The sequence below is a fragment of the Bradyrhizobium sp. ORS 278 genome (genome assembly GCF_000026145.1).
Lineage (GTDB): Bacteria > Pseudomonadota > Alphaproteobacteria > Rhizobiales > Xanthobacteraceae > Bradyrhizobium.
The window spans coordinates 3,625,935-3,637,949 of sequence record NC_009445.1 but is presented as its reverse complement, the minus strand read 5'-3'; the positions used below and the strand labels follow the sequence as shown (position 1 = coordinate 3,637,949).

16 protein-coding genes are annotated in these 12,015 nt (G+C 64.9%); 8 read left to right on the top strand and 8 right to left on the bottom strand.

Annotated features, from left to right (window positions below; all coding sequences use genetic code 11):
• Positions 1-180 precede the first annotated feature (180 nt).
• The 3 genes from BRADO_RS16150 (at position 181) to BRADO_RS16140 (ending at position 1,215) form a co-directional block, all read left to right on the top strand.
• Positions 181-465: a DUF2312 domain-containing protein gene (locus BRADO_RS16150; protein WP_011926391.1), complete on the top strand. Its 285-nt coding sequence runs from the start codon at positions 181-183 to the stop codon at positions 463-465.
• Positions 466-612: 147 nt separating this feature from the next.
• Positions 613-960 carry a zinc ribbon domain-containing protein YjdM gene (locus BRADO_RS16145; RefSeq protein WP_011926390.1) on the top strand — a complete coding sequence of 116 codons (348 nt, stop codon included), beginning with the start codon at positions 613-615 and terminating at the stop codon, positions 958-960.
• 63 nt (positions 961-1,023) lie between these two features.
• Complete coding sequence (locus tag BRADO_RS16140) at positions 1,024-1,215, top strand: hypothetical protein (RefSeq protein ID WP_009027406.1); 192 nt, start codon at positions 1,024-1,026, stop codon at positions 1,213-1,215.
• A 39-nt stretch (positions 1,216-1,254) separates the two neighbouring features.
• Here BRADO_RS16140 and BRADO_RS16135 read toward each other — a convergent pair whose 3' ends face one another.
• Positions 1,255-2,226: a VOC family protein gene (locus BRADO_RS16135; RefSeq protein WP_011926389.1), complete on the bottom strand. Its 972-nt coding sequence runs from the start codon at positions 2,224-2,226 to the stop codon at positions 1,255-1,257.
• Between the two features lie 510 nt (positions 2,227-2,736).
• Between BRADO_RS16135 and BRADO_RS16130 the strand changes: the two genes are divergently transcribed.
• Both BRADO_RS16130 and BRADO_RS16125 read left to right on the top strand, forming a co-directional pair.
• Entirely contained in the window at positions 2,737-2,907 is a 171-nt protein-coding gene (locus BRADO_RS16130; protein ID WP_244423051.1) for a hypothetical protein, read from the top strand.
• Positions 2,908-3,127: 220 nt separating this feature from the next.
• A complete protein-coding gene (locus tag BRADO_RS16125; protein ID WP_011926388.1) occupies positions 3,128-3,358 on the top strand; it encodes a zinc ribbon domain-containing protein in 231 nt (76 codons plus the stop codon).
• 28 nt (positions 3,359-3,386) lie between these two features.
• Here the strand turns inward: BRADO_RS16125 and BRADO_RS16120 are convergent, their stop codons facing one another.
• The 6 genes from BRADO_RS16120 to BRADO_RS16090 all read right to left on the bottom strand — a co-directional run bounded on the left by BRADO_RS16120 (position 3,387) and on the right by BRADO_RS16090 (position 8,656).
• A complete protein-coding gene (locus BRADO_RS16120; protein ID WP_041756587.1) occupies positions 3,387-3,818 on the bottom strand; it encodes a Rieske (2Fe-2S) protein in 432 nt (143 codons plus the stop codon).
• A 173-nt stretch (positions 3,819-3,991) separates the two neighbouring features.
• Positions 3,992-4,714, bottom strand: a complete 723-nt coding sequence (locus BRADO_RS16115) for a DUF3750 domain-containing protein (RefSeq protein ID WP_041757541.1) — start codon at positions 4,712-4,714, stop codon at positions 3,992-3,994.
• A 136-nt stretch (positions 4,715-4,850) separates the two neighbouring features.
• Positions 4,851-5,585: an SH3 domain-containing protein gene (locus tag BRADO_RS16110; RefSeq protein WP_244423050.1), complete on the bottom strand. Its 735-nt coding sequence runs from the start codon at positions 5,583-5,585 to the stop codon at positions 4,851-4,853.
• 303 nt (positions 5,586-5,888) lie between these two features.
• Positions 5,889-6,704 carry a DUF2066 domain-containing protein gene (locus tag BRADO_RS16105; RefSeq protein ID WP_041757539.1) on the bottom strand — a complete coding sequence of 272 codons (816 nt, stop codon included), beginning with the start codon at positions 6,702-6,704 and terminating at the stop codon, positions 5,889-5,891.
• 27 nt (positions 6,705-6,731) lie between these two features.
• Positions 6,732-7,031 (bottom strand): copper-binding protein, encoded by a 300-nt coding sequence (locus BRADO_RS16100; protein WP_011926383.1) that lies wholly within the window; start codon positions 7,029-7,031, stop codon positions 6,732-6,734.
• 773 nt (positions 7,032-7,804) lie between these two features.
• Positions 7,805-8,656 carry a 3-hydroxybutyryl-CoA dehydrogenase gene (locus tag BRADO_RS16090; protein ID WP_011926382.1) on the bottom strand — a complete coding sequence of 284 codons (852 nt, stop codon included), beginning with the start codon at positions 8,654-8,656 and terminating at the stop codon, positions 7,805-7,807.
• A 294-nt stretch (positions 8,657-8,950) separates the two neighbouring features.
• On the opposite strand from BRADO_RS16090, the gene BRADO_RS16085 reads away from it, so the two are divergent.
• The gene (locus BRADO_RS16085; protein ID WP_011926381.1) at positions 8,951-9,403 is read left to right on the top strand and encodes a hypothetical protein; all 453 of its coding nucleotides are present in this window, start codon (positions 8,951-8,953) and stop codon (positions 9,401-9,403) included.
• A 25-nt stretch (positions 9,404-9,428) separates the two neighbouring features.
• Here the strand turns inward: BRADO_RS16085 and BRADO_RS16080 are convergent, their stop codons facing one another.
• Positions 9,429-9,980 carry a chlorite dismutase family protein gene (locus BRADO_RS16080; RefSeq protein WP_011926380.1) on the bottom strand — a complete coding sequence of 184 codons (552 nt, stop codon included), beginning with the start codon at positions 9,978-9,980 and terminating at the stop codon, positions 9,429-9,431.
• 201 nt (positions 9,981-10,181) lie between these two features.
• On the opposite strand from BRADO_RS16080, the gene BRADO_RS16075 reads away from it, so the two are divergent.
• Positions 10,182-10,646 carry a DUF2231 domain-containing protein gene (locus tag BRADO_RS16075; protein WP_011926379.1) on the top strand — a complete coding sequence of 155 codons (465 nt, stop codon included), beginning with the start codon at positions 10,182-10,184 and terminating at the stop codon, positions 10,644-10,646.
• The gene (locus BRADO_RS16070) at positions 10,643-11,983 is read left to right on the top strand and encodes a sorbosone dehydrogenase family protein (RefSeq protein ID WP_011926378.1); all 1,341 of its coding nucleotides are present in this window, start codon (positions 10,643-10,645) and stop codon (positions 11,981-11,983) included. The genes BRADO_RS16075 and BRADO_RS16070 overlap by 4 nt, the downstream gene beginning before the upstream one ends.
• Positions 11,984-12,015 lie beyond the last annotated feature (32 nt).

The following is a 12,015-nucleotide window of genomic DNA, read 5'->3' as shown; positions in this document are numbered from 1 at the left end:
TGATGGCTGCCTTTTCCATACCGGCTGGAACCCTGGCCGTCACGTCCGACGGGTGTGCTGCCGCCGGACGGTTCCGCGTTAAGCACGTTCGCCGCGGGGGATGTCCGCGAGCCCTGCGCGTTAAGACATTGTCAACGAACCGCCGCGCATTTTCGGGGTCCCATTAGTTTAGGAGTCACCATGTCAGAGATCGGCATTCCCGGCGCGCGCCTCCGGTCCTTCATCGAGCGGATCGAGCACCTCGATGGCGAATTGGCGGAGTTGAACGAGCAGAAGAAGGAAGTGTTCGCCGAGGCCAAGGGCGAAGGCTTCGACGTGAAGATCCTGAAGGAGATCATCAAGCTGCGAAAGCAGGATCAGGACGAACGCGACGAGCACGAGACGCTGCTCGACACCTACCTGCGGGCGATCGAAGCGGCCGAGAGCGATCAGGGCTCGAAAGTCCCCGAGCGCAAGGCGGCGTGAGGCGCGGCGACCGCCGCCCATCTCAAGTCGACATCAGCAGCGCGCGGCAAAAGACTGCGCGCTGTCTCTCTTCCGGGATTTCACTTGCCCGGTTCCATTCCAGCCTCTAACGCTGCCGCACGCTTTCTGCAGCGATCCGAGGATGAGATGACCGACGCGACGACCTGCCCGCAATGCCGCTCCGAGCACGCCTATCAGGACGGCGCGTTGTGGGTTTGTCCGGAGTGCGGCCACGAATGGAGCGGCGACGCAGCCATTGCACCGGCTGAGGCCGATACCAGCATCCGCGATGCCAATGGCAACGTGCTGACCGATGGCGACAGTGTCATCGTCATCAAGGACCTCAAGGTCAAGGGCTCATCCTCGACGGTCAAGGGCGGCACCAAGGTGCGCAACATCCGTCTGCAGGAGGCCAGCGACGGCCACAACATCGCGTGCAAGATCGATGGCATCGGGCAGATAAATCTCAAGTCGGAATTTGTCCGCAAGGCGTGAGAACAGGCCGCTCCCGGAACATTCGAGACGCCACAGCGTTCGCATGAACAACGGGAGATGGCCATGCTGACGGACGACCAGATCGCAACGCTTTCGGACATCGGCCAGGCGATCGCCTTCTCGCCGGATCGGCAGGACGAGATCGACGGCCTGATCCGTGAAGGCTATGTCGCCAAGGATGGGGACATCTACGAGCTGACAGCAAAGGGCCAGAAGGTCCTGACCGATCGCGGCGCGGGCCTCAACGAGGCCTGAGTCGCGCCGAACGTCGGCCTGTACGTCGGCGCGATGAGCTCACACGCGGATCAAGCGGACTTTCGTGCCCCAGGGATCGGCGGTCTCCAGCCCATTTGAGAGCACAGTCAGCGCCGCCCCCGCCTGGCACAGGCGCTCCTCGTGCCGCGCGAGGCCGTCGTCGCTTTTCACCTCGAAGGAAAACCACGACAGACCGGTGGTGCTCTCATCACGGCGGCCGGCTCCAGCGCTGCGCCAGCTGTTGGCGCCGATGTGATGATGATAGCGGCCGGAGGACAGGAAGGCGGCCCGATCAATCATCCGCGTCGGATTGAGTCCGATCAGCCCCGCATAGAAGCCGCTCGCCTGGCCGACGTCTCCCACCTTGAGATGAACATGACCAATGCGCAGGCCGTCGGGCGCGGCAGCGTAGTTGCTGCTGCGCGTATCGGTCAGCGCGACGAGATCGTCGACATCGAGCTGCTCAGTGCCCATCTTGACGGAGCCATCGCGCCACTGCCAGAGCTCGGGCGCGCGGTCGGCATAGACTTCGACGCCATTGCCTTCGGGATCATCGAGATAGACCGCCTCGCTGACATTGTGGTCGGCGAAGCCGGTCAGCGGCGTACGGTTGCGGGCAACGTGCACCAGCCAACGAGCCAGATCCTTGCGGGTCGGCATCAGGAACGCGGTATGGAATAGTCCGGCGGCGCGCGGCGATTCACGGCTCGCATCCGGCCGCGCCTCCAGCTCGACCAGCGGCACGCCGCCCGCCCCGAGACGAACGATGGTCTCGGTCCGCTGCAGCACCGACAGACCGATCACATCGCGGTAGAAGGCCGAGACCTTGTCGGGATCGTTGACGCGCAATGTCATCATGCCGATCCGAATCGGGGTCCAGCTCGCGAATGTCGGGCCGGCAGCGGTGCTCTCGCCACCGCCCTCGGCGCGCACTGCCGCCACGGCAGCCATCATCATGGAAGAAGCGCCAGCCAGCTTCAGCAGCGCGCGGCGGGTTGGATCTGCAGTCATGAAGGCCCCCTGACAGTCCCCGTTGTCCTACGGATTGGCTTGGGGTCGCGCAAGTCTGCCACCGGATACATGCCTCACGTGCGTGTGAAGAACGAGATCGCGCAGGGATGACGCATTCGGAATTCAGCGCATCGAACCGGGGGTATCACAGTCTTCATCGCAGCCGACCGAGCGCTGCAGAACTGCGCAGGCGCTGCCCCTTGTTTGACACCTCTGAATCGGATTTCGCAGACCGCCGGTGGGTTACCGCGCGTCGACAACCCCGCAGCGAACTCATCAGCAGCAACTAGCAGCAATTCCGATGCGCGCTGCGTGACCTAAACGGTGAATCCATCACTTTTCTGTAGCGAGACGGTAACACTCGTAGCACTCTCCTCCGTAGCCGCACGGCCTGGATTCATAACTTGGCATGAACTCTGCTTTGTAGATCCTGACCGGGTCCCACTCTTTGGAGGCAGAATCAACGTGCTCGTCACTCTCGTCGCACTACTTTGCAACGGCCAGCTTTGCATGGAGAAGGTTGTTACCAACAGCGAGATGTCCGGCATCACGATGACATCATGCGCGGTCAGCGCCCAGATCGGAATCGCGGACTGGATGTCCAAGGGTCCCTACCACGAGTGGCGTCTGCAGAGTTACAAGTGCGTCGCCGGCAAATACGTGCCGAAGACCAACGCCTGATCCACGTCACCGGCCGGTGCTCGGTATATCCCGCACCGGCCGATGGGCCGTCGGCTTGCGGCCCTGTCGAATGCTCGACGCAGCGACGTCGCGTTCGATACACGACGGGGAGCCATGAACGGCCGTTTGCATGCAAACGAGCCCCGATCCGGCGCTTCCAGGCCGTCTCGCGGGCTGGCCCGGTTCCTGCAAAGCCCCTCCCGCACAGGAGGGATGAGTCATGCCGTTCTACAGCTTCCATTGCGCTGTTTGCGCCGAAGATGTCGAGTTGCTGATCGGGATTTCGGAAAAGCCGGTGTGCCCGACCTGCGGAGGCCGCAAACTGACCCGCCTGCCCTCGCTGCCGGCCCCTCCCGCCCGCAGCCCCGGATTGATCAAGGCGGCACGCGCCCAGGCCGCGCGCGAAGGGCATCTCAGCAATTTCAGCCGCGTTGAGCGAAAGAAGCGCTGAGTGTCGGCGCGCCGCAGCGGCGCGTGCATCAATCCGACGTGATCTGCACTTCCGGCACATCGTCCTCGGGATCATCGATGTCGAGACCGTCCTCCTCATCCAGATCGATGCCGGACAGGCAGATGTCGCCATCGTCGATCACGAGCTTGACCGGCGTAAGGGCCTTGCCCTGGCAGGGTCCGATGAAGCACTGCCCGGTGTCGAGATCGAACTGCGCGCCGTGCTGGCCGCAGGTGAGGAAATTGCCTTCCTCGTCCATGAACTCGCCGGGACGCTTGTCGAGACGGGCCCCCTGGTGCGGACAGGCGTTCTCGAATCCATAGAACTGATTGCCTTTGCGGGTCACCAGGATCGGCCAGGGTTTGGCGCTCCCATCGGTCTCGCGACGCTGCAGCACGAATCCGCGCGCCGCGCCGTCATCCACCTCATAGGTCGCGCAGATCGCAAACAGCGTGTCCATCACCCATCTCCCCTCGCCTCATGTGGCGGATCCGACACTTTGCAGACGAGCCCGGCCAAGCCGGTGCGGGTGTCAGAGCCGGGACAGCGGCGGTCTGGCGTATCCGCGACATTGCGGCGTGCCAACGGACTTCGCAGCAAGCTGCATGCCAGCGATCGCGACGGGCGAGAGCGTCAGGTCAACGGCATGCCGAGCCGGCCGATGCCGGGGAACTTCAGCGCCGGGCGCCGCAGGTCGATGCCGAGAACCCCGCCGAGGACATTCAGCTCCAGCCCCTCGATCCAACCGACCGTCAGGCCGACATAGCCGCCCAGCGACACGAACAGACCGGTTCCTGAAGCCGTCCGTCCCCACCAGCCGTCATAGGGGAAATCTTTCCCGATCGCCGTCGGCGGCAGCACCGCGTTCAGTTCGGGGACTGCATTCAGCGCCGCCTGAACGAAGGTGTTCGAGTTCGGCCCCGGCCAGGCGTTGTAGTCGCCATAGGCGCGGAAGCGGTAGGATTCGATCACGCTGCGGATCTTCGGGATGACCTGTTCAGCATCCCTGCCATCGACGGCCAGAACCGTGTCCGGCAAAGCTCCGAACCAGCGCCCATCCGGGGCGAAGCCGTCGACGCGGATCGGCTCACCCCAGGCCGTGTAGTCGTAGCGCGTGTAGCGGGGCGCTCCCTTTTCCTTCACGACGATCCAGCTGTGGACCGCAAAGATGCCGCGCCAGCGCACCGTGCGCGCCGCGAATACGCGCACCACGGCATCCTCATGATCGGCCGGCGAGGGGAGCAGCCCCGCGCTCGAGCGATCCGCGGACTGCCAGTTGCCGCGGCGGTCGCTGCGCAGGTAGCTCGCGGCGGAAAGCGAGAGAGGAGCGATGATGAGCAGGAGAAAGACGAGCACGAGCTTTTTCACGGCGAACAAGACGATGCGGGGTCAGGTCATCAACTCGCATGTAGTGATCGTCCGCTCTGTCGCCAACGGCCGATCGCGGGACCCATGTCTCGAAGCGCTCATGCACGTCCGGTTCACGCCATTGTCAATGTCGGCGGAACCCTCCCCCGGCCCTGGAGCTGCCTCCGCCGCGAGCCACGCCTGCGCTGAAGCGCGGCGCACTGACCATCATCGCGCTCATGCCGCCCATCTGAGCGCGAGCGCCCTGCGCGGCGGCGCCCATCGGTGCGATCCGCGATTGCACGGCGCTTGCCGGCGTCGCAGCCTGAGCCGGCGTTGCCGCCATCCCAGGTCCGGCTCGTCCCATGACCGGCGAGACGGGATGTGGCCCCGCGATGGCCACCGGGGCGGCCGCGACACCGGCCGCGCCAGGGCCACGCGGAGCCGTGGCCGGCGCTGGCGGGTTCTGGGCCATGACGGGATGCTGGCGCCAATAGCGATTCCAATAGGCGTGGCGGTGAAACCACGGACGACCGAAATAGAAGCTGCTCCAATAGGTGGTCAGCACGAACGGCGCGACCGGCACGTATTCGACATATTCGGGCAGATAGACGTATTGCTCGCGATAGAGATAGGCGAGCGCTCTCGCCGCGATCCAGCCCCGCTCGCCGGCGAAGCTCACATCGCACCATGCACCGCCTTGAATGCAGCCGTGAATGGTGACACGGGCACCCGCCGGAATCCGCTCGACCATGGGAAAGCCCGGGCCCGGACCCGCGCGCATCGTGGCCGAACTGCGAACAAGACCGGGAGCAGCTGTCGCCAACGAGGTCGACGCAGCGATCAGCAGCGTCGCGACGAGACACGTTCTGAACTTCACCACGGGCACCTCCTGCCGCTCGCGCGAGCGACGCGGCGTCGCTCGGCATCGATCCGACCAGGATGGTGACAGGCTATCGCGGCAACCTCACGGCGCTTCGGTGGAGCTCTCGATCACCGCGTGCCTCATTGAACTCGCTTGAAGATGGACGATCACCGCTTGGCTTCAGCGGCGACGCTGCCCCGCGACGACACGCGCGATGTCGTGCAAGTCAGGCACGACGATGGCTGACGGCACGCTTGTTGCGATGAGGATCGCGATGAACATCTGAGCCGGAAATGGATCGCGCAGCCCGGACGCCGGTCACGGTGCGCCGTTGCCCGACAGGATCTGTGCCGCGCCGCCCAACGCGCGCCGGAATGCATCGTCGAACGTTGCAGCGCCGACCCGCCAGCGATGCTGTGCACCGGAGGCGTCGAGCTGCCATTGCGAGACCCAGCTGAGCGCGTCGTCGTCCCATGTGAGGCGACCCAGCAAGGTCATCCCGGCGTCCGGCAGCGCGGCCGCAAGCGTAGGCGGCGGCAGCTCAGCGCCGCCCGCATCGACGCTGCTGGCCTGCGCGGTGGTCGGAAGCACCACGTCAAGGCCGCGCTTGCTGGCAGCCGCGCGCAGCGCGTCGCGTTGCAGATCGGACTGCCGATCGTCCGAGACGACCAAATAGCTCCTGTTGCCGGAGGTCATGGCCACGATCACGCCGAGCGGCGGCCGCGCCGCCCGCCACGGCTTCACGCCGAGCTGCGCGAGCGCGTCGTCGATCTTCGCGTGATCGAAGGAGATGGTGAGGTCAAAGGGACGGTCGCGCGTCCCTTGCTCGTCGTGCTTCGGCTTGCCCGACATCTGGTCATGATAGTCGAAGCCCGTGACGAACTCGCGGGCACGCGCTTTCAAGGGGGTGAGCCGGGCGTCTCCGCTGAGCTGATAGGCGCCGGACACCTTGATCAGGACGTCCTCGAGACAGAGCGCGAAGCCGGCCAGCCGGTTGTCCTCGCCCTGCCCGGTCACGACGGTCTGTGCGGAATAGAGATCGCCGACCCCGGCCTGTGCAACACCGCACGGGCCGGCGATCAGCCAGAATCCGAGATACCAAGCGCTCCAGTGCAGACGTCTGCGCCGCCTCATCTCGGCCCCGCACTTCTTGCTCAAGCTCTATTTCTGCCGATCGAGCTTGACGATGGTCGTCTTGCCGCCGTCATCCGACGTCGAGAACGTCACGCGATCGCCGGCGTGAACCTCCTCGATCATCGCATTGTCCTTGACCTTATACTCCTCCGCATCGGCCGATGCACTGGCGCCGACGGTTCCATTCTGAACACGTTTGATCGCCACGGTTCCGTTGAGACGATTGATTCCCGTCACGACGCCGGTGGCACCCTGCTCGGCAGCAAGGACAGGCAGGGCGGCCGCCAGCGCCGCCACCGCGGCCAGTGTGAGGGTTGCTGCTTTCATCGCTGTTCTCCTGCTCGTTCGCGGCAGACAAGACGCCGCGTGTCTCTTTTGGTTCCGCTGTCAGCCTATTTGGGCCGACCGTAACCGCACATGAATGCGGTGATTTGACCCGTCGCAATTCAGCGCCTGTGATCCGCGCTCGCAGCTAGACCCATCGTGTGCGGTAACGACCGCTGCCGGCGTGCCGATCGGCCCGTCAGCTCGCTTCATGTAGTGACGCGCCGGCAATTGTCATCTTGTCGAGCCCCAGTCATGCTGCGTCGCCGCTGTCGTAACGCTGAATTCATCATTGCGTCATGATGCGCCTTGACAGCACCTATGCAGGGGACGACGATCACCGCATCGCTCCTTCGCGGTGGCTGTCGTCAAGCTGCCACGGCGATCGAGCGACAGCTAACGATCGCGATCACAGGGAGGCTCTATGACTCCACCCTCGTATCAGATCCGCTGAATGTGGCGGTAATCGTTTCGGGCCACCACACCGCGGTACTTCACGAACGGCGCGCCGGGTCGAGGCTTAGTGGGCTGCATCAGTGAGGCAATGCCCCTTGCCGCCCGGCGCTGTGCCGCGAAATGTTGTTCGATATGGAAATGAACGTTGCGGCCTGCGATCACCTCGTGCGGCGGTCTCTAGCGTGCGCTTTCGCTGAGTTGGCGATCCTAATCGCGCTCTAACGCTGAGTGTGGGTCGTCCACCGGTCGCCCATGAATGCGCGGCAGATACCTGAGATCCGCCGCGCGCTCGTTCTCAAGCGGTTGCCCGCCGCCGCCAACTACTTGCTGTAGTCGTAGAAGCCCTTGCCGGTCTTGCGGCCGAGCTGTCCCGCTGCGACCATTTCCTTCAACAGCGGCGCCGGACGATACTTCGGATCGTTGAAGCCGTTGTAGAACACCTCCATCACCGACAGCATCGTGTCGAGCCCGATCAGGTCCGCGAGCGCCAGCGGCCCGATCGGGTGGTTGCAGCCGAGCTTCATGCCCTCGTCAATGTCGGCAGCGGTAGCGATGCCTTCGGAATACGCGAAGATCGCCTCGTTGATCATCGGGCACAGGATGCGGTTCACCGCGAAGCCCGGGCTGTTCTTGGCAGTGATCGCGACCTTGCCGATCCGCTTGGCGAAGTCCACTGCCGCAGCGTGAGTCGCATCGGAAGTCTGCAGGCCGCGGATCAGCTCGAGCAACGCCATCATCGGCACCGGATTGAAGAAGTGCATGCCGATGAAGCGGTCCGGACGGTCGGTGGCGGTCGCGAGCTTGGTGATCGAAATCGACGAGGTGTTGGTCGCGATCAGGGCTTCCGGCTTCAGCCCGGCACAGAGATCCCCGAGGATCTTGAGCTTCAGGGCTTCATTCTCGGTCGCCGCCTCGATCACCAGATCGCAGGCCGACAGCTTGGTCTTGTCAGTGGTGCCGGTGATCAGCGACAGCGCCTTGTCCTTGTCGGCCGTCGTCATCTTGTCCTTCTTGACGAGGCGATCGAGGCTCGAGCCGACGGTGGCGAGCCCGCGCGCGACCGCCTGCTCGGAAATATCCACCATGACGATCGGCACGCCGGCGGCCGCGCACACCTGCGCGATACCGTTGCCCATGGTGCCTGCTCCGATGATGCCAACCGTCTGAATCATTGCCGTTGCCTCTTTCGCTGATATGGGCCCGCGGCCCGCTGTCCGCGGTTGCTTAACAGGCTATCGCCTTCGCCGGTAGCCCCGCGTTGTTTGACGGAGCGCCGGTTGGTCTGAATCCGGCCGCTCTCCCCGGCTTCCGGATTGCCGACAGCAATCTCCGTGCATCCAGGACGGCGGCACCACGAGCTGACGCTCCGACCGCATCCGAGGCAGCCATTCGGAACGGATGCGGCAACCTCCCGTTGGTCCGAGCTCGGCGACACTCGACCGGGCAGAGCAGCTTGGGAGGAAGGCATGAACGGCGGAGCGGCGACATTCTGGGGGTGGGGGATCGGCATCATCATTCTCGGCCTGGCGCTCGCTTATGCGGCGACCCGGTCCGGACGGCTGCGCCCCGGTGAGCGCGCGCGGCTCGACGAGAATACGCGCGCCTCGCTGGCGGCGCACGATCAGAGCGAGCGCGCCACCGGCGCAGGCTCTCGCGTCCCGGGCATGCAGAGCAACACGCCATACGCCCTGCTCATTCCCATCGTGGTCGTGGCCGCCGCGATCGGGCTGATGGTCTGGTCGTTCGGCGGCGACAAGACGCCGCGTCAGGACGCGCAGGCGGCCAACCCGCAGGGCAACACCCAGCAGACAACCGGAAGCGCGTCGCCGAAGCAGAGCCAGCCCGCAGTCGCCGCGCCACGTAACGATACCGCAAGCGACAGCGCGCGCGGCAACGGCCCGCTCAACAAGAGCCAATGAGAGCCAGCCTTCCGGCGCCCGCGCCTCAGCGCGTGAGCCTGACCTCGACCTCCCGCGCGACGAAATCCCACTCCTTCGTCGCGCGCAGCTCGGCCAGGAGATCATCAAAAGCGGCCTCATGCTCTGGCGCGAACTCGAACCAGGTCAGGAAGTCAAACGGCTCCGCCGTGCCGATGTCGCGACAATGATGCAGCCGTCGCGCGACCGGCGGCAGATACTTCAAGCCGATACTGGTGTGACGCGAATGCTCCTCGAAAATAGCCCGCCGCTCATCCTGTGGCAGATCCCACCATGCGGCCGTCTTCGCGATCGGGATCAGCGCGGCACAGGTCGCCTCTGACCGCCCGAGCCCAGCCTGGACCGAGGCGAGCGTGCTCTGCTCGGACCGCGTCGAGTATCTGACGTTGCTGGTGACCCCGCGAAGCGACCAGCACGCGTCCTGAGGCGAGACATCGCCCGGAGCGATCTCCAACCGCGCGACGCCGGCCAGCGTCGCCCCCCTGACTGGCCGGATCTCACGGACCGCCCAGGCTCCGACCGGTCCGCCGACGAACGAAAACAGACGTTGGAGAGACATCAGATCCGCACCACGTCGAGGAGCCCTGCATCCTCATGACGTCTCGATGGTGCTTCAATCGATGAAATTTGCAATCGGAAAACCTGGGCAGCTCCTGCTCAGACCGAAGGCCGCCGCGGAATCCATGATCTCGATCGGAACGCCCGGCGCCGCCAGCTGTTCTCAGGCTGCGCGCGCACCGCGCCGACCAAGGAGACCGCTGTGACCACCGTCGAGCCGAACCATCCTGCCCTCCAGTCCACGGCGCGCCTGGCGCGACATCCCATCCATCCGATGCTGGTGCCCTTCCCCATCGTCTGCTTCATCGGCGCGCTCGTCACCGACATCGCCTATTGGCGGACCGCCGAGATGATGTGGGCCGACATCTCCGCCTGGCTGCTGCTCGTTGGCCTGATCATGGGCATTCTCGCCGCCATTACCGGCCTGATCGATTTCCTCGGCAATCGACTGATACGTACGCAGACGCCGGCTTGGCCGCACATGATCGGCAACCTGATCGCATTGGTGCTCGCGTTCTTCAACAACATGGTGCACGCGCGCGACGCCTGGACCTCGGTGGTGCCCACCGGACTGATCCTGTCGCTGGTCACGGTCTTGATCCTCCCGGTCACGGGCTGGCTCGGCTGGACGATGGTCTACCGCCACCGCGTGGGAGTTGCCCGATGAACCATGTCCGCACCCGTCGCCTGGGCCGGTTGTTCACGGCTCTCCTGCTCGGCACCACCGCCTTCGGCCTGACCGGCTGCAACGAAGGCGGCGATCCGAAGGCGGAGATCGGCGCCGACGTCAAGCTGCCGTCGCTGACGCAATATCTGCTGCCGCCGATGAAGCTCGCGACGGTCGTCGGCTGGAAGCAAGGCGAGACGCCGAAGGTCGCGCCTGGCCTGAAGATCGAGGCCCTGGCGACGGGCCTGCAGCATCCGCGCTCGCTCTACACATTGCCCAATGGCGACGTTCTGGTGGTCGAATCCAAGGCTCCGCCCGCACCGCCGGCGAAGCGTCCGAAGGACATCATCATGGCGTTCGTCGAGTCCTGGGCAACGTCGGGCGGCAGCACCGGACCGAGCAATCGCGTCACGCTGCTGCATGATGCGAATGGCGACGGCGTGCCCGAGCAGAAGAGCGTCTTCATCGATCACATGAACTCGCCGTTCGGCGTGGCCCTGGTCGGCAGCGACCTCTATATCGCCAACACGGACGCCATTGTGAGATATCCCTACACGCCCGGCGAAACACAGATGAAGGATGCAGGCACGGTTCTCACCGCTTTGCCCGGCGGTCCGATCGACCATCACTGGACCAAGAGCTTGACGGCGAGCCCGGATGGACGGCTGCTCTACGTCGGTGTCGGCTCCAACAGCAACATCACCGAGAACGGCATCGAGGCCGAGAAGAACCGCGCAGCCATTCTCGAGGTCGATCGCGCCACCGGTCGCCGGCGCGTGTTCGCCAGCGGCCTGCGCAATCCGAACGGGCTGAGCTTCGAACCGCAGAGCGGTGCGTTGTGGACGGTCGTGAACGAGCGCGACGAGATCGGCCCGGATCTGGTGCCGGACTACATGACTTCAGTGAAGGACGGCGGATTCTATGGCTGGCCCTACAGCTATTACGGCCAGCATGTCGATCCCCGCGTTCAACCGCAGCGACCGGACCTCGTGGAGAAGGCAATCGTTCCGGACTACGCGCTGAGCTCCCACGTCGCGCCGCTCGGAATGACGTTCTACACGGCGAACGCTCTGCCGGAGGCCTATCGCGGCGGCGCGTTCGTTGGCGAGCACGGCAGCTGGAATCGTACGCCGCTCAATGGCTACAAGGTCGTCTACGTGCCGTTCGCCAGCGGCAAGCCGAATGGCGCGGCGCGGGACGTCGTGACCGGCTTCCTCAACGATCAGAACCAGGCGCGGGGCAGACCCGTCGGGCTGGCCGTCGACAAGACAGGTGCGCTCCTGATCGCCGACGACGTCGGCAACACGGTCTGGCGCGTCACGGCGTCCGGCAGCTGACCTCGGCTTCACCCGCAACGCAGGAGGATGCA

Excerpts from the sequence above, each read along its gene's own strand:
- BRADO_RS16150 (WP_011926391.1), top strand. The coding sequence starts at position 181 with ATGTCAGAGATCGGCATTCCCGGCGCGCGCCTCCGGTCCTTCATCGAG.
- BRADO_RS16145 (WP_011926390.1), top strand. The coding sequence starts at position 613 with ATGACCGACGCGACGACCTGCCCGCAATGCCGCTCCGAGCACGCCTAT.
- BRADO_RS16140 (WP_009027406.1), top strand. The coding sequence starts at position 1,024 with ATGCTGACGGACGACCAGATCGCAACGCTTTCGGACATCGGCCAGGCG.
- BRADO_RS16135 (WP_011926389.1), bottom strand. The coding sequence starts at position 2,226 with ATGACTGCAGATCCAACCCGCCGCGCGCTGCTGAAGCTGGCTGGCGCT.
- BRADO_RS16130 (WP_244423051.1), top strand. The coding sequence starts at position 2,737 with ATGGAGAAGGTTGTTACCAACAGCGAGATGTCCGGCATCACGATGACA.
- BRADO_RS16125 (WP_011926388.1), top strand. The coding sequence starts at position 3,128 with ATGCCGTTCTACAGCTTCCATTGCGCTGTTTGCGCCGAAGATGTCGAG.
- BRADO_RS16120 (WP_041756587.1), bottom strand. The coding sequence starts at position 3,818 with ATGGACACGCTGTTTGCGATCTGCGCGACCTATGAGGTGGATGACGGC.
- BRADO_RS16105 (WP_041757539.1), bottom strand. The coding sequence starts at position 6,704 with ATGAGGCGGCGCAGACGTCTGCACTGGAGCGCTTGGTATCTCGGATTC.
- BRADO_RS16100 (WP_011926383.1), bottom strand. The coding sequence starts at position 7,031 with ATGAAAGCAGCAACCCTCACACTGGCCGCGGTGGCGGCGCTGGCGGCC.
- BRADO_RS16090 (WP_011926382.1), bottom strand. The coding sequence starts at position 8,656 with ATGATTCAGACGGTTGGCATCATCGGAGCAGGCACCATGGGCAACGGT.
- BRADO_RS16085 (WP_011926381.1), top strand. The coding sequence starts at position 8,951 with ATGAACGGCGGAGCGGCGACATTCTGGGGGTGGGGGATCGGCATCATC.
- BRADO_RS16080 (WP_011926380.1), bottom strand. The coding sequence starts at position 9,980 with ATGTCTCTCCAACGTCTGTTTTCGTTCGTCGGCGGACCGGTCGGAGCC.
- BRADO_RS16070 (WP_011926378.1), top strand. The coding sequence starts at position 10,643 with ATGAACCATGTCCGCACCCGTCGCCTGGGCCGGTTGTTCACGGCTCTC.